Origin of the sequence: Nonomuraea endophytica, from assembly GCF_014203235.1 — a bacterium.
Classification (GTDB): Bacteria; Actinomycetota; Actinomycetes; order Streptosporangiales; family Streptosporangiaceae; genus Nonomuraea; species Nonomuraea endophytica.
In genome coordinates, this window is sequence record NZ_JACHIN010000002.1 from 821,419 (window position 1) to 843,122 (window position 21,704).

18 protein-coding genes are annotated in these 21,704 nt (G+C 71.7%); 7 read left to right on the top strand and 11 right to left on the bottom strand.

The features are described from left to right. Positions 1 to 88 precede the first annotated feature (88 nt). Both HNR40_RS11865 and HNR40_RS11870 read left to right on the top strand, forming a co-directional pair. Positions 89 to 679, top strand: a complete 591-nt coding sequence (locus HNR40_RS11865; protein ID WP_184960459.1) for a TetR/AcrR family transcriptional regulator — start codon at positions 89 to 91, stop codon at positions 677 to 679. A gap of 99 nt (positions 680 to 778) precedes the next feature. Next, on the top strand, positions 779 to 1,012 hold the full coding sequence (locus HNR40_RS11870; protein WP_184960460.1) for a hypothetical protein: 234 nt from the start codon (positions 779 to 781) through the stop codon (positions 1,010 to 1,012). Here HNR40_RS11870 and HNR40_RS11875 read toward each other — a convergent pair. The 6 genes from HNR40_RS11875 to HNR40_RS11900 all read right to left on the bottom strand — a co-directional run bounded on the left by HNR40_RS11875 (position 996) and on the right by HNR40_RS11900 (position 11,256). Beyond that, positions 996 to 3,071 carry a putative bifunctional diguanylate cyclase/phosphodiesterase gene (locus HNR40_RS11875; protein WP_184960461.1) on the bottom strand — a complete coding sequence of 692 codons (2,076 nt, stop codon included), beginning with the start codon at positions 3,069 to 3,071 and terminating at the stop codon, positions 996 to 998. The genes HNR40_RS11870 and HNR40_RS11875 overlap by 17 nt on opposite strands. Positions 3,072 to 3,267: 196 nt before the next feature. Further along, positions 3,268 to 5,442 carry an NAD-dependent DNA ligase LigA gene (gene ligA / locus HNR40_RS11880; protein ID WP_184960462.1) on the bottom strand — a complete coding sequence of 725 codons (2,175 nt, stop codon included), beginning with the start codon at positions 5,440 to 5,442 and terminating at the stop codon, positions 3,268 to 3,270. A 55-nt stretch (positions 5,443 to 5,497) separates the two neighbouring features. Next, positions 5,498 to 5,815, bottom strand: a complete 318-nt coding sequence (locus tag HNR40_RS11885; RefSeq protein WP_184960463.1) for a hypothetical protein — start codon at positions 5,813 to 5,815, stop codon at positions 5,498 to 5,500. A gap of 32 nt (positions 5,816 to 5,847) precedes the next feature. Beyond that, entirely contained in the window at positions 5,848 to 9,744 is a 3,897-nt protein-coding gene (locus tag HNR40_RS11890) for a caspase, EACC1-associated type (protein WP_184960464.1), read from the bottom strand. Positions 9,745 to 9,829: 85 nt separating this feature from the next. Further along, entirely contained in the window at positions 9,830 to 10,249 is a 420-nt protein-coding gene (locus HNR40_RS11895; protein ID WP_184960465.1) for a hypothetical protein, read from the bottom strand. Between the two features lie 14 nt (positions 10,250 to 10,263). Then, positions 10,264 to 11,256, bottom strand: a complete 993-nt coding sequence (locus HNR40_RS11900; protein WP_184960466.1) for a methionine synthase — start codon at positions 11,254 to 11,256, stop codon at positions 10,264 to 10,266. A gap of 28 nt (positions 11,257 to 11,284) precedes the next feature. Here HNR40_RS11900 and HNR40_RS11905 point away from each other — a divergent pair, with 28 nt between their 5' ends. Next, positions 11,285 to 11,917 (top strand): MBL fold metallo-hydrolase, encoded by a 633-nt coding sequence (locus HNR40_RS11905; RefSeq protein ID WP_184960467.1) that lies wholly within the window; start codon positions 11,285 to 11,287, stop codon positions 11,915 to 11,917. A 686-nt stretch (positions 11,918 to 12,603) separates the two neighbouring features. On the opposite strand, the gene mnmA is transcribed toward HNR40_RS11905, so the two are convergent. After that, entirely contained in the window at positions 12,604 to 13,665 is a 1,062-nt protein-coding gene (gene mnmA, locus HNR40_RS11910) for a tRNA 2-thiouridine(34) synthase MnmA (RefSeq protein ID WP_184960468.1), read from the bottom strand. Between the two features lie 367 nt (positions 13,666 to 14,032). Here mnmA and HNR40_RS11915 point away from each other — a divergent pair, with 367 nt between their 5' ends. Further along, positions 14,033 to 15,088 carry a DUF695 domain-containing protein gene (locus tag HNR40_RS11915; protein WP_184960469.1) on the top strand — a complete coding sequence of 352 codons (1,056 nt, stop codon included), beginning with the start codon at positions 14,033 to 14,035 and terminating at the stop codon, positions 15,086 to 15,088. On the opposite strand, the gene HNR40_RS11920 is transcribed toward HNR40_RS11915, so the two are convergent. Further along, on the bottom strand, positions 15,009 to 16,814 hold the full coding sequence (locus HNR40_RS11920; RefSeq protein WP_184960470.1) for a sensor histidine kinase: 1,806 nt from the start codon (positions 16,812 to 16,814) through the stop codon (positions 15,009 to 15,011). The two genes, HNR40_RS11915 and HNR40_RS11920, sit on opposite strands and share 80 nt — an antisense overlap. Then, positions 16,801 to 17,484 carry a response regulator gene (locus HNR40_RS11925; protein ID WP_184960471.1) on the bottom strand — a complete coding sequence of 228 codons (684 nt, stop codon included), beginning with the start codon at positions 17,482 to 17,484 and terminating at the stop codon, positions 16,801 to 16,803. Before HNR40_RS11925 ends, HNR40_RS11920 begins: the two co-directional genes overlap by 14 nt. A gap of 80 nt (positions 17,485 to 17,564) precedes the next feature. Between HNR40_RS11925 and HNR40_RS11930 the strand changes: the two genes are divergently transcribed. Further along, positions 17,565 to 18,089, top strand: a complete 525-nt coding sequence (locus tag HNR40_RS11930) for a hypothetical protein (protein WP_184960472.1) — start codon at positions 17,565 to 17,567, stop codon at positions 18,087 to 18,089. Here the strand turns inward: HNR40_RS11930 and HNR40_RS11935 are convergent. Both HNR40_RS11935 and HNR40_RS11940 read right to left on the bottom strand, forming a co-directional pair. Beyond that, positions 18,086 to 19,210, bottom strand: coding sequence for an MFS transporter (locus HNR40_RS11935; RefSeq protein ID WP_246508819.1), 1,125 nt, complete (start codon positions 19,208 to 19,210; stop codon positions 18,086 to 18,088). The two genes, HNR40_RS11930 and HNR40_RS11935, sit on opposite strands and share 4 nt — an antisense overlap. A gap of 149 nt (positions 19,211 to 19,359) precedes the next feature. Next, the gene (locus HNR40_RS11940) at positions 19,360 to 19,860 is read right to left on the bottom strand and encodes a TetR/AcrR family transcriptional regulator (RefSeq protein ID WP_221340219.1); all 501 of its coding nucleotides are present in this window, start codon (positions 19,858 to 19,860) and stop codon (positions 19,360 to 19,362) included. Positions 19,861 to 19,914: 54 nt separating this feature from the next. Here HNR40_RS11940 and HNR40_RS11945 point away from each other — a divergent pair, with 54 nt between their 5' ends. Further along, the gene (locus tag HNR40_RS11945) at positions 19,915 to 21,078 is read left to right on the top strand and encodes a cysteine desulfurase family protein (protein ID WP_312896293.1); all 1,164 of its coding nucleotides are present in this window, start codon (positions 19,915 to 19,917) and stop codon (positions 21,076 to 21,078) included. Continuing rightward, positions 21,075 to 21,566, top strand: a complete 492-nt coding sequence (locus HNR40_RS11950; RefSeq protein ID WP_184960475.1) for an HIT family protein — start codon at positions 21,075 to 21,077, stop codon at positions 21,564 to 21,566. The genes HNR40_RS11945 and HNR40_RS11950 overlap by 4 nt, the downstream gene beginning before the upstream one ends. The last annotated feature ends 138 nt before the right edge of the window (positions 21,567 to 21,704 follow it).

The window sequence follows — 21,704 nt, forward strand, 5'->3', positions numbered from 1 at the left end:
CGGTTCATCTGTTTCCGCTGCGTAACGCAATTTAAAAACGAAACGTTCAGTATTGCCACTCGACGCCGACGAAGAGGACTATCTGGACATGTCAGACGAGCAGCGGTCAGCTGGACCGGGACGCCCCCGCAGCACGGCCACGCACGCGGCGATCCTGCGCGCGGCCAGGCACCTGCTCGCCGAGTCCGGGTACGCCCGGCTGACCATGGACGGCGTCGCGAGCCGTGCGGCAGTCAGCAAGGCGACCCTCTACCGCTGGTGGAGCGGGAAGGCCGAGCTCGTCGTGGAGGTCCTGCTCCGCGAGGTCACCACCGAGGACGTGCCCGACCTCGGCTCCACGAGAGCCGAGATGCGGGCCCTGCTGCGGCTGCTGGCCGGCATGGACGAGGAGTCCGACCCGGCGCTCACCGAAGCGGGCTGGGCGCTGATGGCCGACCCCGACGGGCGCAAGGCCATGCAGGCGCACTTCCTCAACCGCCGCCGCGACAGCGGGCGCACGCTGATCCGGCGCGCCGCCGAACGCGGCGACCTGCCCAGCGGCGTCGACGACGACTTCCTCATCGACCTCTACTCGGGATTCCTGTTCTACCGGGTGCTGTTCTGGCAGCAGCCCATCCACGAGCGGGACATCGACCGGCTGCTCGACCTGATCTTCGACGGCCGGCCGCCGCTCCGCTAGCCGTACCCCCGACATCTCTGAAGCCCCCGCGCGCCGGGCCGATGACGCCTGCCTCGGAGCCCCCATGACCGAGACCACCGCAAAGCCCTCTCTCCCCCCGTGTCCGTCGCCGCCGTGGTCGGCCTGCTGGTGTTCGTCGAGATCACCAGCGGCCTCATCCAGGGCATGACCCCCGCCATCACCCCCGCCATCGGCAAGCAGCTCGGCGTCTCGAACGCGTCGCTGCACTGGATCAGCGCGCCAGGGTCCTGGACCTGCACGCCCGCCGGTCGTGAAGATCACAAAAAGGCCGGAGAAGGCCGAGAGGTCCTGAAGCTCAGGCGGTTCTGGTGACCTCGGCGGGGCGGTAGCCGTAACCGAGCGCGGGTTCGGGGTCGAGGTGGTCGCGCAGCCAGAGGGTGGCGTCGGCGGCGACCATCGGCTCGCAGAACAGCCAGCCCTGCCCCACGTCACACCCCATCTCGGCCAGCCGCAGCGCGGCCTCGTCCGACTCGACGCCCTCGGCCACCGAGCGCAGCCCGAGCGAGCGGACGAGGTCCACGATGGAGCGGACGATCCGCTCGTCGTCCTCGGACTCGGTGATCCGCCGCACGAACGACGAGTCGATCTTGACCTCGGCGACCGCGAGGCGCTGGAGGCGGATGAGCGAGGAATAGCCGGTGCCGAAGTCGTCAAGGGAAAGCGGCACGCCCAGCGCGGCCAGCGCCTTGATCGTGTCGTGCGTGTACGCCTGGTCGCCCATCAGGATGCGCTCGGTGACCTCCAGCTGGATGGCGTCCGGCGGCAGGCTGTAGCGGGCCAGCCCGACCTCCAGCTGCTCGGGCAGCGCCGAGTCGAGCAGGTCGCGGGCCGAGACGTTGACCGAGATCTGCACCTTGAGCCCCATGTGCCACCACCGGGCGGCCTGTTCCAGCGCCTCCTCGATGACGTACTCGGTGAGCTGCCGCATCAGGTACGACTGCTCGGCCAGCGGAATGAACTCGGCCGGAGGGATCGTCCCGTGCACCGGGTGCCGCCAGCGCACCAGCGCCTCGACCCCGTGGACGGCGCCGGTGGTGAGGCCGACCTTGGGCTGGTAGTGCAGGCGCAGCTCGCGGTTGTCGACCGCGCGGCGCAGGTCGCCGAGCAGGTGGAGGCGCTCGGGCGAGTTGCGGTCCTTGTCCGGCTGGTAGAGCTCGACGCCGGTACGCGCCTCCTTGGCCATGTACATGGCGACGTCGGCGCGCTGCATGAGGAGCTCGAAGTCGGGCGCGTGGTCGGGGAAGAGCGCGATGCCGACCGATCCGTCGAGGTCGAAGGTCATGCCTTCGAGCCGCACCGGCTCGGTGAGGGCGGCGCGCAGCCTGGCCGCCACCTCGCGGGCGGCGTGGGCGTCGCGGATGGAGGGCAGCAGCACGGCGAACTCGTCGCCGCCGAGCCTGGCCACGACGTCGCCGGGCCGTACCGAATGGAGGAGGCGGTGGGCCACCATCTGCAGCAGGCGGTCGCCTACCGGGTGGCCCATGGTGTCGTTGACCTCCTTGAACCGGTCGAGGTCGAGGAGGAACAGGCCCACCCGCTCGCCTTCGCGCGCCTCGGCCAGCGCCTCCTCGGTGCTGACGATGAGCATCTTGCGGTTGGGCAGGCCGGTGAGCTCGTCGTGCAGCGCCTGGTGGTCGCGGCGCATGGAGAGGGTCGCGGTGAAGTAGACGGCGGCCAGCGGGGCGACGAAGAGCGGCACGAGTCCGGGCGAGTGGCTCATGACGACCACGACCAGGGGCGCGAGGCCCAGCAGCGCGGTGTAGACGAGGGCCTGCGGTCCGGCGGTGCCGCGCAGGACGCGGATCACCGAGCGGCGCTCGTGCAGCGCGACGGCGCCGCAGACGAGCATGGCCCGGGTGATGAAGTAGGCGATGCCGGACAGCGCGATCGGCACGAGGTCGGCGCCGCTCGGCACCCAGGGCACCGCGGGGGTGGGCACGATCCCGAAGACGCCGAGCACGACGGCGGCGGCGGTGAGCGCGAGCGTGGACTGGCCCACGTTGAACAGGACCCGGTGCCAGGCCTTGCGGGTGACGACCCCGTTCATGACGACGCCGACGACCTGCATGAGCACGGCCGTGGGCAGCCCGAAGTGCAGCAGCACCGCGAAGGTGAACATCGTCGAGGGGTAGGTGCCGCCCACGGAGGCCGCGGACGAGACCATCACGGGCCTGAGCTCGCCCAGCACGACCAGCACCGCGAGCACCCAGAACAGCGGGGTGCGGGCGAGCTCCGCCAGGCCGACGGGGTCGAGCCTGAGTATGGCCGCGACCAGCGCGGTGCCGCCGATCGCGGAGATGGCCGCGAGGAAGGCCCACAGCGGAGTGCCCATGCGCGGGCCGGTGTCGCGGGTGTCGGTTGGGTCAGTCATGAGTAACAGAACCCCCATTAGGTCACTATGGGAGGGTACGACCTTAACCCCACTTCGCGAAACCGAGTGCGTACGTTCCGTCACTTCGCCTTTCCGACATTACCTCACATTCTGACCGGCCCAGAACCTGCTTCTAGAACCCGATACGGCCCTGACCTCGCGCAATACCCGGCGCGACCAAGGGCTCCAGGATCTTTTACGGCTCAGGCTCGACCGCGACCCCCGCGGCCGCCTCCGGCCCCTGCTCCAGCAGCACGCCGAAGCCCTGCTCGTCGAGGATGGGCACGCCGAGTGACACCGCCTTGTCGTACTTCGACCCGGCGTTCTCCCCCACCACCACGAAGGCGGTCTTCTTGGAGACGGAACCGGCCACCTTGCCGCCGCGCGACTCGATCTCCAGCGCGGCGGAGTCGCGGGTGTAGCCCTCCAGCGTGCCGGTGACCACGAGCGTCAGCCCCTCCAGGGTCTTGGGGCCGGTCGCCTGCGCGGGCTCGTCGTCCTCCATGCGCACGCCCGCCGCCCGCCACCGCTCGACGATCTCGCGGTGCCAGCCGACCTCGAACCACTCCTTGATCGTGGCGGCCATGTTGGGCCCGATGTCCTTGATCGCGGCCAGCTCTTCGACCGAGGCGTTCATGACGGCGTCGATCGAGCGCAGCGCCGAGGCCAGCACACGCGCCGTCGGCGGCCCCACGTGCCGGATCGACAACGCCACCAGCACCCGCCACAGCTCCTTGTCCTTGGCCGCCTCCAGCTGCTCGCGCAGGCTGAGCGCGGCCATCGACGGCTCGCCGTTGGCGTTGGAGAACAACGAGACGACCTTCGGCTCGCCGGTCTTCTCGTCGATCTTGGGCGCGCCGGTGTCCTGGTCGCGGACGATCGAGCGGATCGGGATCAGCTTGTCGAGCGTGAGGTCGAACAGGTCGGCCTCGGTACGCAGCACCGGCTCCTGCCCGGCCACCGGCTGGGTGAGCGCGGTCGCCGCGACGTACCCCAGGCCGCCGATGTCCAGGGCGTTGCGGCGGGCGGCGAAGAAGACCCGCTCGCGCAGCTGCGCCGGGCAGTGCTGGGCGTTCGGGCAGCGCAGGTCGGCGTCGCCCTCCTTCTCGTAGGCCAGCGCGGTGCCGCAGGCCGGGCAGTGGGTCGGCATCACGAACTCGCGCTCACTGCCGTCGCGCAGGGCGAGCACGGGGCCGACGATCTCGGGGATGACGTCTCCGGCCTTGCGCAGCACCACGGTGTCGCCGATGAGCACGCCCTTGGCCTTCACCACGGCCGCGTTGTGCAGGGTGGCGCGTTCCACCGTCGATCCGGCCACCACGATCGGCTCCATGACCGCGAACGGCGTGACCCGGCCCGTCCTGCCGACGCCCACGTGGATGTCGAGCAGCTTGGTGTTGACCTCCTCGGGCGGGTACTTGTAGGCGATCGCCCAGCGCGGCGCCCGCGAGGTCGAGCCCAGCTCACGCTGGGTGCGGAAGTTGTCGACCTTCACCACGACGCCGTCGATCTCGTACGCCGGGTCGTGCCGGTGCACCCGGTAGTGCTCGATGAAGGCGTTGACCTCGGCGAGCCCGGCCACCACCCGGTAGAGGTCGGAGACCGGCAGCCCGAAGGCGCGCAGCCGGTCGTAGACGTCCGATTGCGCCTTGGGCTCCTCGGCGCCCTCCCAGACCCCGATCCCGTGCACGATCATGCGCAGCGGGCGCTGGGCGGTGATGCGCGGGTCCTTCTGCCGAAGCGTGCCGGCCGCAGCGTTGCGCGGGTTGGCGAACAGCGGCTTGCCCTCGGCGCCCAACTGCTCGTTGAGCTTGGCGAAGTCGGCCACCGGGATGTAGACCTCGCCGCGGACCTCCACCAGCGACGGGACGTCGTCGCCCTGCAGCCGGTGCGGCACCCCCTGGATCGTGCGCACGTTGGGGGTCACGTCGTCACCCGTGCGCCCGTCGCCGCGGGTCGCGCCGCGCTCCAGCTTCCCGTCCCGGTAGACCAGCGCGATCGCCAGCCCGTCGATCTTCAGCTCGCACAGGTACGGCCCCGCGTCCCCCTCGGCCAGCCGTTCCGCCCGCGCGCTCCACGCGGCCATGTCGGCCTCGTTGAAGGCGTTGTCCAGGCTCTCCATCCGCGCCACGTGCTGCACCTTGGCGAAGTCGCCCGACGGCGGCGCGCCCACCTTCTGCGTGGGCGAGTCGGGCGTGCGCAGCGTGGGGTCGTTCTCCTCCAGCTCGAGCAGCTCGCGGAACCACTGGTCGAACTGGGCGTCGCTCACCGTCGGATCGTCGAGCACGTAATACCGCCAGCGAGCTTCTTCGACCAGTTCGCTTACTTCTGCGTGCCTCTTGCGGGCATCGTCGGGCGCTTCGGCGGTCATCCCCGTACTCCCCTCGTTCAACGTTCAGAGAGAACGCTATCCAAGGGAGCGGCGGTCAGGAAAAGACATTGGGGTCCCTGCCGCGCACCCCTGTCTCGTGCGAATTGATCCGCTCGACTTTGGCGCCCATCTCGGTGACCTTCCGGCTGGTGTTGATGACGATCGTGCCGGTGTCGGTGCCGGGCCCGGGATTGTAGATCTCACGGCTGCCCCGGCCGCCGCCCTCGGTCCTGTAGTAGATGGTCAGCCGGGTGTCCCAGCCCGGTCCGCCGTCCTCCAGCGAGTAGCGGACGCGGTACCTCTTGAACCCTTTTCTCCGAGGGCTGATCTTGAGTGTCGCGTCGGCCCGGTGAGAAGGCGACGGAAGGGACACCGTGCTCCTGCTCTCCACCATTTCCCGCCCTTCTAACACGTGGTCAGTGCGCAGGCCGCGATCAACGGCTGGTCGATCACATCGGCCAAATAGCGGAAATCCCATTCGACAACCCCGCTTTGGACGTTACTTGCGACCATCGCGTACGTGCCAGGCCCAAAGGCGACCCCTTCCCCCGACCTGGACAAGGTGTGCACGCGGCGGGGCCCGGAACGGTCCCTGATGAGCCAGACGGCGACCGTCTCGTCCAGGGCGGCCGTGGCGGCGACGCGGCCGTCGGGGCTGATCGCCACCTCGTGGACCGGGCCGCCGTGCCCGCCCATCGAGCCCGTCGCGCGCAGCCGCGTGCCCCCGCTCACCTCCCACAGCACCGCCTTCCTGTCCTCGCCACCGCTCACCACCAGTTCCCCGCGTACGGCCAGCGCCCGCACCTCACCCGAGTGCCCGTCACCCGTGCCGGTACGGCGGGGCCGTTCAGGGTCACGCAGATCCCACAGCGCCAGCCGCCCGTCGGCCCCGCCCCCGACCCCGAACCCGTCGCCCAGCGCGACCACGGAGGTTGCGCCCGTCCCGGGCAGGCGTTTCTCCAGCCCGGTCGCCGCTGACCACAGGACCACCCCGTCGGGCCCGCTCATCAGCGCCAGGCGGCCGTCGGGGCTGAGCGCGACCGAGCGCAACCGCATCCCCTCGGCCAGGGTCAGCGATCCGGCCGGACGGCGCAGCGTCGCCCCGGACTCGCCGCCGACCAGCGCCGAGGCGCCGTCCGCGCTCAGCGCCACCGCCGTCGCCGCCGGAAAGCGCGCCACCTCACCACCCGGACCCCAGAGGGTGGCGCCCTCGCGGTCGTGGGTCAGCTTCATCCCCCCGCCCACCGCGATCTGGTCGGCCGCGCCGGGCAGGAGCTTCCTGCCGGGCGGGTCGGCGTAGCGCCAGAGGATGGCGGTGGTGTCGCCGCTGCCGGTGAGCAGCCGTCCGCCGGGTCCGAACTCGACCGCGGTCACCTCGGCGGTGTGCCCGGCCAGCCGGGTCCGCACCTGCGGGAAGCGCGGGTCGGCCAGGTCCCAGACGATGACCGAGTAGTCGTCGCCGGCCGTGGCCAGCATGGTGCCCTGCGGCGCGAAGGCCACGTCGCCGATGAAGCCCTCGTGCCCGGTCAGGTAGCCGACCAGCTCGGGTTTGCCGCGTACGTCCCAGACGCGGTCGCCCACCACAGCCAGGGCTCCGTCAGCGCGCGCCGCGACGCCGAGGCTCGGGTTGGACTCCGTCGCCGGCACGGGCAGCGGCTCGGAGGCGCCGGTGTCCAGGCGCCAGACGCGGCCGGCGCCCGTGGCGTCGGCCGTCACCAGCACCTCACCGGCCACGGCCAGGTCGGTGACCGGCGGGCCGAAGCGGGAGAGCATCTTCGGCGTGCCGCGCACGTCCCACAGCTCCACGCCGCGGTCCGTGGCCACGGCCACCCGGCCGCCGCCCGCGTAGAACTCCGCGTGGTGGCCGGGATCGCCCAGGACCGCCGCCAGCCGGGGCGACGGGCCGGACAGGTCCCAGATCTCCGGCGCCGTCTCGCGCCAGGACACCACCGCCCGGCCGTCCGGGCCGAAGCGGGCCGCGTAGACCGAGCCCTTGCCGGTGCCGGGCAGGGTGGCGAGTTTAGTGCGTCTGTCCAGGTCCCAGAGGTGGAGCGTGCCCTGGAAGTCGCCGGTCAGGGCCCTGGTCCCGTCCGGGCTGACGGCGACCGCGTTGACCGAGGCGGTGAACCCGGTCAGGCGGGCGCGGTAGGCCATGCTCAGCGCGTCGGCGGCCAGGGCCGACTCCGTCACGGTTCCGGCGTCGGTTCTGACCGCCTCGATGCCGAGGCGGAGGGCGGCGGGCGGGTCTGCCTGCCGTACGACGTCGGCCTGGAAGACCTTCGCGCGCGCGTCGGCCGTCCGACGCTCGCCCTCCGCCTCCTGATATTTCAGTACGGCCACCGCCGAGGCGATCAGCGACACCACGAGCAGCCCGCTCAGCACCGACACCAGCGCCACCCGCAGCCGGGCCCGCCGCCGCGCCAACGCCTGCGAGGCGGCCAGGAACCGGGACACCAGCGGCCCCGGCCGCCGCCCCGCCGCCCATTCGCGGGCCAGCTCCAGCCGCGAGCCCTGATACAGCCCCGCCTGATCGCCCTCCCACGCGCGGGCCGCCTCGACCAGGCGCTGCTCGACCAGGAGCGCGGTCCGGTCGTTCTCGATCCAGCCGCGCAACGCCGGCCAGGCGGTCAGCAACGCCTCGTGGGTGATCGTGACGTGCTCGCCGTCCAGCGTGAGCAGGCGGGCGTCGTCGGCGGCGAACGCGTCGATCGCCTCCTCGTCCACGTCGGGCAGCTCCAGGGCGAGCCGGTCGCGAGTGAGGCGGCGGCGGGTGTCGTCGGTGCCGTCGCCGACGTGCACCAGCCGCAGGAACAGCGCCTGCGCACGGCCCGGGTCCGGCAGCGAGGCCAGTACGTCGTCGGCGGTGGCGGCGAGCGCGCCGTGGATGCCGCCGGTCTGCCGGTATCCGGCCACCGTCAGGACGGTTCTGCGGCGCTGCTGCCAGGTGGCCAGCAGCGCGTGGGACAGCAGCGGCAGCCGTCCCGGTTCCTGGCCGAGGTCGCGCAGGAGCAGCTCGACCAGGCCGGGCTCCAGCGTCAGCCCGGCCGCCGTGGCGGGGCGTTCGATGGCGGCGCGTAACTCGTCCTCGGTCATCGCGCCGACCACGACCTGGCCGCGTTCCAGCGCGGTGCGCAGGGCGGGGTGCTCGGCGCAGCGGCCGAGGAAGTCGGCGCGGACGGCCAGCACGGTCAGGCCAGGACGGGCGCAGACACGCGCCGCGGCGTCCAGGTCCTCCTCGAACTGGTCGACGATCAGCACGTCCACGTCGCCGGGCAGGGGGTCGCCCGGCCTGATCACCGCGGCGGTGCGCGGGCCGCCCATCGCGCCCTGGCGCAGCGCCGGTACCAGCCCGGCGCGCAGCAGCGAGGACTTGCCCGACCCCGACGGCCCGGTGACGATCAGCGGCGCCGGGTCGGCCTCGCGTTCGGCCAGCCGCCTGACCAGCTCGGCGACCAGCCGGTCCCGGCCGAAGAACAGCGCCGCGTCCGTCTCTCCGAACGCGACCAGGCCCTTGTAGGGGGCGCCATCCGGCAGGCCGGACGGCGACAGCCGTACACCGTCGGGAGAGAGGCCGTGAGCGGGGTTACGGGCGAGCGCGAGCTCGCCCACGCGGCCGGTGGAGCGGGCGCGCGGGCGCGGGAACCCGGCCGCGGGCAGCGTGCGGCTCAGATGCCGGTGGACGTGCTGCAGCGTCAGGTACGGCGGGCCGCCCGGATCCCCCTCCTGCAGCAGGCGCAGCAGGGCTCCGGAGAAGGCCGTGTACCTGGCTCCCTCCGGGGCGAAGGAGGGCTCGCTGCGTCCGGCCGAGGTCAGCACGTACGCGCCGGTGATCTCGGTGAGCCCGGCCACCTCGTCCAGCGCGGACATGCCCTCGATGGCCCGGCCGGAGAAGCAGCAGTCCAGGACCACGGCGACCGGCGCGTCCACGTTGTCGAGGAGGTATCGCCGCACGGTGTCATACGGCAGAGCCGTGTGTTCCAGGTGGAGCGGCCCGGAACGGGTGACACCGGCGGCTAGATGAAGCGAGCCACGACGGCTGACAAGGCCGTGGCCCACGTAATACACGATCAGCGGGCCGCCCGCGGCGGCCGCCGCCTGGGAGACGGCGGCGCCCAGCTCCAGCGGACTCGCCAGATCGAGCCCGACCCGGACGTCGGCCAGCCCGCACGTCTCCAGCAACACCGCACGCAGGTCGTGGAGGGTACGAGCGACCGCGGGGAGGTCCGGCAGGTCGGATTCTGGACGATGCGTGCCCGTGCCGATCAGCAGCGCGCTGGCGCCCGCGAAGTCACCGGCTCTCACGCATCGAGTTCAGCACAATCTCGCGATCGCGCTATGGGTAGGGCCCTACTCAGCCACCTGGGGCCTCAGCCTTGGTGCCCAGACCTCAGCCGCCTTGGGCCCAGACGCCGTCCCAGCCGGAGCACTTTCCGGTGATCTTGGTGGCGGTGCCGCGGCAGACCTTGCCCTCGATGGAGAGCATGTAGCCGGTGCTGAGGGAGAAGGCCAGCGGCTTGGTGCCCGAGCAGTTCTTGTAGGTCTTCTTGCCCTGGCCGCCGCTCTCCTTGGTCCAGCGGAACTTCAGCCAGGAACATCCCTTCTTGCCGGGGAAGTCGTAGAGCTTGCCGGAGACGGTGAAGCCGGGCCGGTCGAGGACGACCTTGCCCTTGGCCTTGCCCGCACGGTCGGCCGAATAGATGGAACCCCAGCTCCAGGTCTCGGGGTTGGCCGAGGCCATGGCTGGGGCAGCCAGCGTCGCCGACGCGAAGAGGAGGGTCGCGCCCACGGCTATGGTGCGAAAAATCATGATTCTGAGGCTAGTCAGGCGCCTTGCATCCCGCTTGCAGGATCATCCCTCAGCACCTCCGCCGCCTTGTGACACGTGCGCAGCGCCGACCGCGCGTACCGCGGAGAGGCCCCCGCCAGCCCGCACGCGGGCGTGAGCGTGACCCGGTCGGCCAGTTCCCCCGGCGCGAACCCGAGCCGCCGCCACATCTCCACCGCCGGAGCGGCCACGGCGCCGACGTCCGGCAGCGGCGCGTCCGTGCCCGGCACCACGCCCAGCAGGAACACCATCCCGGCCTCGACCGCCTCGCCGATCGCCTCGTCGTCGCGCCGCCGCAGCAGCGAGGCGTCCATGGACACCCCGCGCACCCCGGCCCGCCGCAGCAGCCCGAAGGGCACGCCGGGCGCGCAACAGTGCACCAGCGGCGCCCCGAACCCCTTCAGCGACTCCTCCACCCGCCACTCCTCGACCGGAGCCAGCCGCCCGAACCCCGAAGCCGTCGGCACCGTCCCCCTCAGCACCCCCGGCAGTCCGGGCTCGTCGAGCTGCAGCACCACCTCGCTCACCCTGGGCAGCCGCTTCCTGACCTCGGCCAGATGCTCCTCGACTCCCTGGGCGAGCGAAGCGGTCAGATCCCGCACCGCCCCGGCGTCGGACAACATCTTGTCGCCGTGACGCAGCTCGATCGCGCCGGCCAGCGTCCACGGCCCGCACACCTGCACCTTGAACGGCCCCTCGAACCCCTGCCCCAGCTCCTCCAGCCCGTCAAGATCCCGGCGCAGATGGTCGGCCGCCCGATGGTGATCACGCCCCGGCCGGTCCGTCAGCCGCCACCCGGACGGCTGAACCTCGACCGCCAGATCGACGAGCATCGACGCCGTCCGCCCGAGCATGTCCGCACCCACACCTCTGGCCGGAAGCTCCGGCAGATAAGGCAACCCGGGCACCTCACCGAACACCACACGCAGCGCCTCCAGATGATCTTCACCCGGATGCGAGCCAATCCCGGTAGCCTCCCACGCAGTCATGGCCCCCAGCCTAGTTATCGTGGGGACCATGGAGCTCACCAAGTACGGACACGCGTGCGTGCGGCTGGAGAAGGACGGAAAGGTCCTGATCATCGACCCGGGCGTCTTCACCGAGGACCCGGTCCTGGACGACGCCGACGCCGTGCTCATCACCCACGCCCACTTCGACCACCTCGACACCGAGCGCCTCAAGGCCGCCTCCCCCGGCATCGAGGTCTGGACCTGCGCGGAAGTGGCGGCCGAACTGGCGGACCTGCCGATGAACGTCCAGACGGTGAAGCACGGCGACACGTTCACCACGGCCGGATTCACCGTGAGCACCCACGGCGAATGGCACGCCGCCAACCACCCCGACATGCCGATCGCCAACAATGTCGGTTTCCTGGTGGACGAGGAGCTCTTCTACCCCGGTGACGCGCTGACTGTTCCCGAGACGCGGGTGGGAACACTGCTGGTCCCGACCGGGGCGCCGTGGTTGAAGCTGTCCGAGATGGTGGAGTACCTACGCACGATCCGCCCGGCGCGGGCATATTCGACGCACGACGCGCTGTACAGCGAGGTGGGCCTGACCTTGGTGGACAACTGGCTCAAAATGGAAGCCGACCGCCAACACGCCGACATCCGCCGCCTCCCCCTCCGCTCCCCCGTTTCCCTCACCTAGGTCCGGTTCCGTCGCGCTGTCTCTTTCCGGCGCGCCGTCTCTTTCCGTCGCGCTGTCTCTTTCCGTCGCGCTTCCGCTACGGCGCTCTTCTGTCACGGCGCTTTTCCGTTACGGCAAGCCGCCCCACCGCCACCCGCCGCCGTGGGCTGGCGCCGATCGGGGGGATCGCTTCTCACGTCGGACGTGGTCCCCACCGCAACGGCCCCCTTGCCCAGCCACCACGCCAAGGCCGGCCACCTCTCCCAGTTGCCATGCCAGGACTAGCCACCTTGCCCAGCCACCATGCCAGGGCTGGCCACCTGCCATGGCGCCGAGCCCCACCGCCCAACACCCCGCCGCCCCGGCGCCCGAAATGCAAGGGCGAGCCGCCGATCCCGAGACTCCAGCCCCCGCGGCTCCCGAGCTCCACCACCCCAAGGTTCTCGCCCGCCAGCAAGGCACCCGCATGGGCAACCCACCGGTCCCGAGGCTCCGCCATCCCACGTCTCCCGAGGCTCCGCCACCCCCCTCGGCTCCCGCCCGCCGGGAAGGCACCCGCGTGGGAAACCCACTAGTCGAAGGCAGGCTCCCGGGGCAACCCCTCGGTCCGGAGGCAGCCCGCCGGTCCCGAAGGCAGGTTTGCGGGGGCTGCCCCTCGTAACCGTGCACTGGCCAGGCGGCTGGTAGGGCACAGCCGGGGGGTGCGGTTAGGAGGAGGAGGAGGTGATGGTGGCGGAGCCTATTACCGTGTCGCCTGTGTAGAGGACGGCGGCCTGGCCGGCGGCTACGCCGGTGGCGGGGCGGGTGAGGGTGATGTGGAGGTCGTCGCCGGTCTGCTCGTAGTGGCAGTCGTAGACCTCGCCGTGGGCGCGTAGCTGGACCGTGACCGGGCCTGTGGCGGCGGGGCCGTTCCACAGGGGGCGGACGCAGTGGATCTTCGTGACCTCCAGCGCCGCGCGCGGGCCCACTGTCACGGTGTTGGAGACCGGCTCGATCGACAGCACGTAGCGGGGGCGGCCGTCGGGGGCGGGGCGGTCGATGTGCAGGCCCTTGCGCTGGCCCACCGTGAAGCCGTGCGCGCCCTGGTGGGCGCCCACCACCTCGCCGTCCTGGTCGAGGATGCGGCCGGGCTCGGAGCCGAGGCGCTTGGCCAGGAAGCCGCGGGTGTCGCCGTCGGCGATGAAGCAGATGTCGTGGCTGTCGGGCTTGTCGGCCACGGTCAGGCCGCGGCGGGAGGCCTCCTCGCGTACCTGCGCCTTGGTGGAGTCGCCGAGCGGGAAGATCGCGTGGCTGAGCTGCTCGCGGGTGAGCACGCCCAGCACGTACGACTGGTCCTTGGCCATGTCCGGGCTCCTGGACAGCACACCATCGGCCAGCTTCGCGTGATGCCCGGTGGCCACCGCGTCGAACCCCAGCGCCAGCGCCCGATCCAGCACCGCCTCGAACTTGATCTTCTCGTTGCACCGCAGGCACGGGTTCGGCGTGCGGCCCGCGGCGTACTCGGCCACGAAGTCCTCGACGACGTCCCGCTGGAAACGCTCGGCCATGTCCCAGATGTAGAACGGGATCCCGATCACGTCCGCGGCCCTGCGCGCGTCGCGGGAGTCCTCGATCGTGCAACACCCACGCGCGCCGGTACGGTGCGATTGAGGGTTGGCCGACAGAGCCAGATGCACACCGGTGACATCGTGACCGGCCTCGGCGATCCGGGCAGCGGCCACGGCAGAGTCGACGCCGCCCGACATGGCGGCAAGCACACGAAGTCCCATGACCCAACCAGCGTACCCGCTCCACTACGCCACCCTTTTCCCCTCCCACCCCCTCCGGCGGCCAACCAAGAGCCCAGCCTGGGCAACGACAGACCATCGATAGCCGGCCGACGATGACGGAACGGCTGGCCGACCTTGGCGCGGGTGGCTGGTCAAACGGTGGCTGGTCAAGGGGGGCCGTTGCGGTGGGGACCACGTCCGACGTGAGAAGCGATCCCCCCGATCGGCGCCAGCCCACGGCGGCGGGTGGCGGTGGGGCGGCTTGCCGTAACGGAAAGGGCCGTGAGAAGACACCGCGACGGAAAGCAGCGAGGCACGGCGAAAAGTTGGGCGGAGGCGAGGGCTGGCTCTGAGACAATGACGGGTTATGCGACTGTTCGGGCGCAAGGACGACGAGGACCAGGAGCCGGTCATGCCCGGTGATCTCATTGCCGACTTCTGGGTGTGGTGGGAGCGAACGCGCCCGCGGTTGGACGGCATGGTGGCGGCCGAAGAGGCCGAGCGGCTGGCTGAGGCGCTGGAGCCGGCTGTCGCTGCGGTGCATCCGGGGCTTGTCTATGAGATCGCGCCGGGGCGGGGGGCGGCTCATGCGCTGGTCGTGACCGCGGCCGGGGACGCCGAGTTGCGGTCGCTGGCGCATCGGTGGGCCAAGGCGGCGCCGCCGGCGGATCTGCTGTGGGAGTTCCATCCGTCGCGGCAGGCCAATCCGCTGGCGCTGGAGCTGACGCTGGATGTGGGCGGCAAGGAGTTCGCGCTGGAGGAGCTGATGCTCGGGCTGCGCGTGCCGCGCGGGTCGGCGCGGATCGACGTGGCCGCCTATCACCCGGTGTTCGGCGAGCTGGACGACGAGACGCGCATGGAGGCGGCGCTGCTGGCGCTCGACTGGCTGCTCGGCGAGGACGACGTGGCCCGCTGGATCGGTGAGATCACCGCGGCCACGTTCCAGCCGATCGACGCCGTCTCGGCCGCTCATCTGCGCGCGGTGGTCGACGACGTGGCCTCGGGCTATGACGAGGAGCAGTGGGCGCTGCTGGAGGGACAGACCGCGGGTGGCGCGCCGCTGGTCGCCACGACCCGGTATCCGCTGCGGCCGGTCGACTATCCGCTGTTCGACCAGCACATCCAGATCACGCTCCCCTACTCCCATCGCGACGAGAACGGGCTGCCGGTCGGCGACTCGCTCGTCGCACTGCGCGACTTCGAGGAACGGCTGGCCGCCCGCCTGACCAAGCTCCACGCCGACGCGATCCTGGCGGCGCACCTGAGCGCCGAGGGCCACCGGGTGATCCACCTGTATGCGGACCCGACGGGCGAGGCGGCCATCCACGCCAAGGAGCTCATCGTCAGCTGGCAGGAGGGCGATCCGGTGGTGGACGTCGACTCCGATCCCGCCTGGGTGTCGGTGGCGCCGTTCCTGTCCTGAGCGGCAGCGTGATGGTGAAGACGGCGCCCTCTCCCAGGGTGCCGGCCGCCGTCACCGTTCCGCCGTGGGCGGTGACGATGCTGCGGACGATGGCCAGGCCGAGTCCGCTGCCGCCGCCCTTCCTGCTGCGGGAGCGGTCGGCCCGCCAGAAGCGGTCGAAGACGTGGGGCAGGTCCTCCGGAGCGATGCCGGTGCCGGTGTCGGCCACCTCGATCACCATCTGATCGCCGCGCGGGCGGCCGGTCAGGGCGACGTGGCCGCCGGGCGGGGTGTGGCGTACCGCGTTGGTGACCAGGTTGCCTACGGCTTGGCGTAGCCGTACCGGGTCGGCTTCGAGGGTGAGGCCGGGGGCGGCGGTGACGGTCAGGGTGCGGCCGGGGGCCGGGTGGGCCGCGGCCACCTGGTCGAGGAGGTCGCGCAGGTCGGCGGGCTCGGGGTGGAGGCGGAGCTTGCCCGCGTCGGCGATCGACAGGTCCTGCAGGTCGTCGACGATGTGTTGCAGCAGCAGCGACTCCTTGAGCAGGCGTCTGGTGTCCAGGGGCGCGACGCCGTCTTCGACGGCCTCCAGCCAGCCTCGGATGTTGCTGAGCGGGGTGCGGAGTTCGTGGGCGACGTCGCTGACCATGTCCTTGCGCAGCGCCTCCAGGCGGAGCCGGTGTTCGGCCATCTCGTTGAAGGCGGCGGCGAGCTCGCCGAGTTCGCCGCCTGCCGACACGTTGACCTTGGCGGCGCCGTCCTCGCGCATGCGGTGGACGGCGGCGGTGAGGGCGCGTAGCGGGTGGATGACGCGGGTGGCCAGGTAGAAGCTGATGCCGGCGCTCAGCACCAGGATGGCGGCGGCCACGGCGGCGATGCGGGCGGTGTTCTCCGGTGAGAGGTTCAGGGCGGGGGCGGTGGGGGCGGATTCGATGAACAGCCAGGCCGCCGGGGCCACGTGGGAGCGCAGTTGCTCGCGGCGGCTGGTGTCGAGGCAGCCGTTGACGCCCGCGGCGACGGGGCCGCCGACGACGGCGGGGCGGGTCCAGGTCCAGGTGAGGTCGCGGGCGAGCTTGACGGGGTCGCCGCCCTCGCGGTTCAGGCAGGCGTTGACCAGGGAGTTGAGCTGGCGCAGCGCCTTGGCCTCGGTGCGGGTGGGGCGGGCGAGCTCTTGCTTGGAGCACGTGTCGCGGGCCGGGTCGGGTCCGGTGCCTTCCACCTCGACGTCGGGACGGCCGGACGGGCTGGTCGCCGCCTTGGCGTCGAACCCGATGCGGCGCAGGCACTCCACGCGCCGCTGGGCGACCTGGCGCAGCGCGCGTTCCTCGGCCGGGCGCAGGGTGAACGGGCCGGTGGCCCTGGGGTCGATCCGGTCGGGGCCGACCGAGGGCAGCAGCGCGGTGTCCACGGCCAGCGGGTCGACCACGGCCGATGGGGTCGCGGGCGGGGTGCCGGGGGCGGAGGCGGCGATCGGGCGGCGGTCGTGGGTGGTCAGCGTGATCTTGCGGCCGGTCTTGGCGGCGAGGTCGGCGACGATCTTGTCCACGCCGGTCCATGACGGGTGGCGGGCGGCGTAGGCGAGGAGGGTGTCGTAGACGCGGGTGTCCTCGGCGAGCGCCTGGCCGCGCTGCTGCTGGATGGCGCCCGAGGTCAGGGTGCCGACGACCCAGGCGGTCGCGGCTACGGAGCAGACGGCCACGAGCACGGAGGCGGCGAGCAGTTTGACCCGCAGCCCGCTACGGCGCCGCATCGACGAGCTTGTAGCCGACGCCATAGACGGTCAGCAGGGTGACGGGGCGGCGCGGGTCGGGTTCGAGCTTCTTGCGGAGGTTCATCACGTGCATGTCGACCGTGCGCTCGGTGATGTAGCGGTCGAAGCCGTGGATGTGCTCCAGGAGCTGGCGGCGGGTGAAGACCCGTTCCGGTTCGGCCGCCATGGCCACCAGGAGCTGGAACTCGCCCGGGGTGCACTCGACGGGCCGTCCGCCCTGCCGTACCTCGTGGCGGAGGGGATCGACGAGCAGGTCGCCGATGGCGTGCACGGGAGAGGCGGCGCGCACGCGGCGGCGCAGGAGGGCGCGGGCGCGCGCCATCAGCTCGCGGGGGCTGAACGGCTTGGTCATGTAGTCGTCGGCGCCCAGGTCGAGGCCGAGCAGCAGGTCGTCCTCGGTGGTGCGGGCGGTCAGCATGAGCAGCGGCACGTCGGACTCGGCGCGCAGGACGCGGCAGACGTCCAGGCCGTCCACCCGGGGCAGCATGAGGTCCAGGATGACCAGGTCGGGCTCGGCGGCGCGGGCCGCGTCGATGGCGGCGCGGCCGTCGTGCACGGCGGTGACCCGGTGGCCCTCGTGTTCGAGGTAGCGGCGGATCAGCTCGGCCTGGCCCTCGTCATCCTCGGCGATCAAGACATGTGCCCCCATGCGCTTCACGGTATGTGACAAGACAGGTTCCCCATGTCGTCCTGACAAGTCCCTTAAAAGCGGGCGGCAGGGTGAGGCCCATGAAGCTCACCAAGGCACTCGCCGTAGCCGGTCTCACCGCCGTCACGCTGGGCGGCGGCATGGTCGCGGCACACGCCGCGACCCCCAGCCCGGCGCCCGCGCCCGTCAACACCCCCGCCCCCGCACCCGCAGCGGAGAAGGGTGTACGGCTCCCGCTCGACTACACCGAGTCCCGCCTTCTGCGCCTGAGGGAGGAATACAACCGCTGCCTCAAGGCGCAGGGCGTGAAGTTCACCAAGGCCCCGGCGGTCCTGGGTCCGGGCAGCGTCGGCGTCCCGGCCAAGGGCCAGGAGGCCAAGGTGAAGCGCTGCGCGGACAAGCGGGTGCTGATGCCCAAGGCGATGGACCCCAGGTACAACCGGAACTACGACGCCGACTTCCGTGAGTGGGTACGCCTGCTCAACGCCGCCGGGCTCAAGGTGAAGGCCGTGAAGGGCGGCTGGGACTACACCGAGACCCCGAAGCTGGGCAAGGCGGAACGCCTGGAGATCGAGCGGCGCACCCGCGTCGAGGCCTTCTCCTAACTGGCTCTGGCCAGCTCGCGCTCCTCGCCCCGCTCCGGCATCCGCACGGGGGCGAGCAGGCGCGGGCGCGGCAGGAAGCGGGCGGCCAGCGCGATCAGCAGGCCGAGCACCACGGCCAGCCCCAGCGCGGTGCGCAGCGAGGTCACGTCGGACAGGAACCCGATCACCACGGGACCGAGCAGCAGTCCGGCGTACCCCATCGCGCCCGCCTGGGCGATCGCGGGCCCGGGGGTGTCGGTGGCGGTTCCCGCCATGGACATCGTCACCGGTGCGATCGTGGCGACGCCGAGGCCGACGAAGAACATCGCGGCCAAGGCCATGATCGGCGTCGCCGCGGTCAGCACGATGGCGAAGAAGGCGGCCGTGGCCAGCCCGGAGGCGGTCATCAGGCCCTTCACTCCGAAGCGGGAGCGCAGGCCGTCACCGGTGAGCCTGGCCAGCAGCATGCCGGCCTCGAAGATCGGGTAGCCGAGCGCGGCCAGCGCCTCCGGGGCGCCGAGCGAGTCGCGCATGAACAGGCCGTTCCAGTCGGCGACGGTGCCCTCGACCATGAACGCGAAGAACATGATGGCGCCGAGCAGGTAGACGACCGGGGGCAGGCGCTTCTTGCCGGTCTCGGCCGCCGCACCGGCAACGGGCTTGTCGGCCAGGTACGAACGGCTCACGAACACCATGACGGGCAGCGAGACGAGGGCGATGAGCGCCAGGTTGGCGGTCAGCGACAGCCCCGAAGCGATCGACACCGAGCCGATCACACCCGCGCCGATGGCGCCGACGCACCATCCCGCGTGCATGCTGTTCATGAGCGGCCGGCCGTACGCCTGCTCGACCGCCGAGCCCTGGGCGTTCATGGCGATGTCGACCGCGCCGAACGCCATGCCGAACAGCACCGCGGTCACCAGCAGCAACGGCAGGGTGGGCGCGAAGGCCAGCCCGAGCAGGGAGAGCGCGGTCAGGGGACCGGCGACCCGCAGGACCGACCTGCTGCCCGCGCGGCTCATGACGCCGCGCATCGCCTGCATGCTGACGAGCGCGCCGAGACCCCAGGCGAGCAGTACGCCGCCCACCTCCGCCGCGGTCAGACCGAGTTTGTCGGTCAGCGCGGGGATGCGCACGGTCATGGTGCCTACCATCAAGCCGGCAAGGACAAAGGTGAGGATTGCCCCGAAACGGGCAGTCCTCAGGTCGCGGGTCATCACAGGTTCCTTTCACACGCACAAAGAAGAGGGGCACGGCCGCCGGGCCGTACCCCTGTCAGGAAGGGTGTCGCTCAGAGGAGCGCGAGCAGACGCCGCTCAAGCGCGGCGAGCTCCTCCTCCGAATGCAGGCTCGGATCGTGGCTGGCTACGTCCCACAGGCCCTCACAGGCCAGGCGGACGATCTGGGCGGCGACCGGGTCGGGCTCGTCCTTGACGCCCTCGGAATGCCAGCGGCTCATGGCCTCACGCAGCGGCGTGAGCAGGAACATGTTCCCGGAGGCTCCGGTCACCACGGCCCATCGTCGGAGCCGGCTGGAGCGGATCGCCGCCATCGTGGCGCCCAGGTATCGTTTGGTATAGGTGTCGTACGGCTGCGCGGCCATCAGCTCGTCGAAGTCGCCGATGAGGCGCTCGGCCATCGCTTTGATCAGCGCTTCCTTGGTGCTGAAGTGATAGAGCAGCCCGCCCTTGCTCACTCCCGCACGGTCGGCCACGGCGGCCAGTGTGAGCGCGTCGGAGCCCTGGTCGCAGAGGAGTCCCTCCGCGGCATCCAGCAACTCGTCTCTACGCATACCTGACACTGTACCGTCCGGACGGTACAGTAGCAAGCGAGATACCCTGGACGGGTGACCAGACCGTCGGCCTACCTTGATCACGCGGCGACCACTCCCATGCTCCCCGAGGCGATCCAGGCCATGACGGAGCAACTCGGCCGCGTCGGCAACGCCTCCTCCCTGCACGCCGCCGGGCGCCAGACGCGCCGGATCGTCGAGGAGTCGCGCGAGTCCATCGCCGAAGCCCTCGGCGCCCGCCCCAGCGAGGTCGTCTTCACCTCCGGCGGCACCGAAGCCGACAACCTCGCCATCAAAGGCCTCTACTGGTCGCGCCGCCCCGCCGACCGCATCCTCCTCAGCTCCGTCGAGCACCACGCCGCGCTCGACCCGGCCCAGTGGCTCGAACGCAGCCAGGGCGCCCGCGTCACCCTCCTGCCCGTCGACCCGGTGGGCCGCGTGCACCCGTCGGAGCTGCGCGCGGCCATCGCCGACGACCCGTCCGGCGTGGCCATGGTCAGCGTCATGTGGGCCAACAACGAGGTCGGCACCGTCCAGCCCGTTCGCGAACTCGCCGCCGTCGCCCACGAGCACGGCATCCCCTTCCACACCGACGCCGTGCAGGCCATCGGCCAGCTGCCCGTCTCCTTCGCCGAGTCCACGGCCGACGCGCTCACGCTGACCGGGCACAAGATCGGCGGCCCGATGGGCGTCGGCGTCCTGCTGCTGGCCAGGGGGCTGACCCCGGTCTCCGTCCTCCACGGCGGCGGCCAAGAGCGCGACGTACGCTCCGGCACCCTCGACGCCCCCGCCATCGCCGGGCTCGCCGCCGCCGTGCGCGTCGCGGTGCGCGAACAGGAGCAGGAGCACGCCCGCCTGACCGCCCTGCGCGACACCCTCATCCAGCGCGTACGGCAGGCCGTCCCCGACGTCGTGCTCAACGGCGACCCCGTCGACCGGCTGCCCGGCAACGCCCACTTCTCCTTCCCCGGCTGCGAAGGCGACGCCCTGCTCATGCTCCTGGACGCCAAGGGCGTGGAGTGCTCGACCGGCTCCGCCTGCTCGGCGGGGGTCGCCCAGCCCTCCCACGTCCTGCTGGCCATGGGCGCCGACGCGGCCACCGCCCGCGGCTCACTCCGCTTCACCCTGGGCCACACCTCGACCCAGGAAGACGTCGAGCGCCTGGTGGACGTCCTGCCCGCCGCCGTAGAACGCGCCCGCCGAGCAGGCCTCTCATGACCGGCCGGGTCCCCTTCGACGTCGCCGCCTACCAGGCACGCGTCCAGCGCGGCCCGTGCTTCATCTGCGCGATCGTGGCCGGTGACCCCGCCTACGACGTGGAGAAGGTCTTCTACGAGGACGAACACCACCTGGCCTTCCTCGCCCGCTACGCCACCCTGCCCGGGTACGTGCTGGTGTCCCCGAAGGCGCATGTGGAGCACGTGGTCCGCGACCTCGACGAGGACGCCTACCTGAAGCTCATGGGCGTCGTGCGCCGGGTGGCGCTGGCCGTGGAGGCGGTGGTCCCGTCCGAGCGGACCTACGTGCTCTCGCTCGGCAGCCGGCAGGGCAACGCCCACCTGCACTGGCACGTGGCGGCGTTGCCGCCGGGGGTTCCCTATGAGCGGCAGCAGTACCACGCGCTGATGGCCGAGAACGGCGTGCTGGAGTGGAGTCCCGAGGAGGGCGAGCTCCTGGCCGCGCGGCTGAAGCGGGCTCTCGGCTGAAGAGCGGGCGGGGGGGGGGCCCCCCCCCCGGGGGGGGGCCCCCCCCCGCGGGGGGGGGGGGGGGGGGGCGCCCCCGCGGGCCCCCCCGCGCGCACCACCAATAACCCGGGGGGGAGGGTGAGGGGGGTGTGGGAGGGC

Bases quoted from the DNA above. Each gene is read 5' to 3' on its own strand.
- HNR40_RS11865 (WP_184960459.1), top strand. From the start codon at position 89: ATGTCAGACGAGCAGCGGTCAGCTGGACCGGGACGCCCCCGCAGCACG.
- HNR40_RS11875 (WP_184960461.1), bottom strand. From the start codon at position 3,071: ATGACTGACCCAACCGACACCCGCGACACCGGCCCGCGCATGGGCACT.
- ligA (WP_184960462.1), bottom strand. From the start codon at position 5,442: ATGACCGCCGAAGCGCCCGACGATGCCCGCAAGAGGCACGCAGAAGTA.
- HNR40_RS11895 (WP_184960465.1), bottom strand. From the start codon at position 10,249: ATGATTTTTCGCACCATAGCCGTGGGCGCGACCCTCCTCTTCGCGTCG.
- HNR40_RS11900 (WP_184960466.1), bottom strand. From the start codon at position 11,256: ATGACTGCGTGGGAGGCTACCGGGATTGGCTCGCATCCGGGTGAAGAT.
- HNR40_RS11905 (WP_184960467.1), top strand. From the start codon at position 11,285: ATGGAGCTCACCAAGTACGGACACGCGTGCGTGCGGCTGGAGAAGGAC.
- mnmA (WP_184960468.1), bottom strand. From the start codon at position 13,665: ATGGGACTTCGTGTGCTTGCCGCCATGTCGGGCGGCGTCGACTCTGCC.
- HNR40_RS11915 (WP_184960469.1), top strand. From the start codon at position 14,033: ATGCGACTGTTCGGGCGCAAGGACGACGAGGACCAGGAGCCGGTCATG.
- HNR40_RS11920 (WP_184960470.1), bottom strand. From the start codon at position 16,814: ATGCGGCGCCGTAGCGGGCTGCGGGTCAAACTGCTCGCCGCCTCCGTG.
- HNR40_RS11925 (WP_184960471.1), bottom strand. From the start codon at position 17,484: ATGGGGGCACATGTCTTGATCGCCGAGGATGACGAGGGCCAGGCCGAG.
- HNR40_RS11930 (WP_184960472.1), top strand. From the start codon at position 17,565: ATGAAGCTCACCAAGGCACTCGCCGTAGCCGGTCTCACCGCCGTCACG.
- HNR40_RS11935 (WP_246508819.1), bottom strand. From the start codon at position 19,210: ATGACCGTGCGCATCCCCGCGCTGACCGACAAACTCGGTCTGACCGCG.
- HNR40_RS11940 (WP_221340219.1), bottom strand. From the start codon at position 19,860: ATGCGTAGAGACGAGTTGCTGGATGCCGCGGAGGGACTCCTCTGCGAC.
- HNR40_RS11950 (WP_184960475.1), top strand. From the start codon at position 21,075: ATGACCGGCCGGGTCCCCTTCGACGTCGCCGCCTACCAGGCACGCGTC.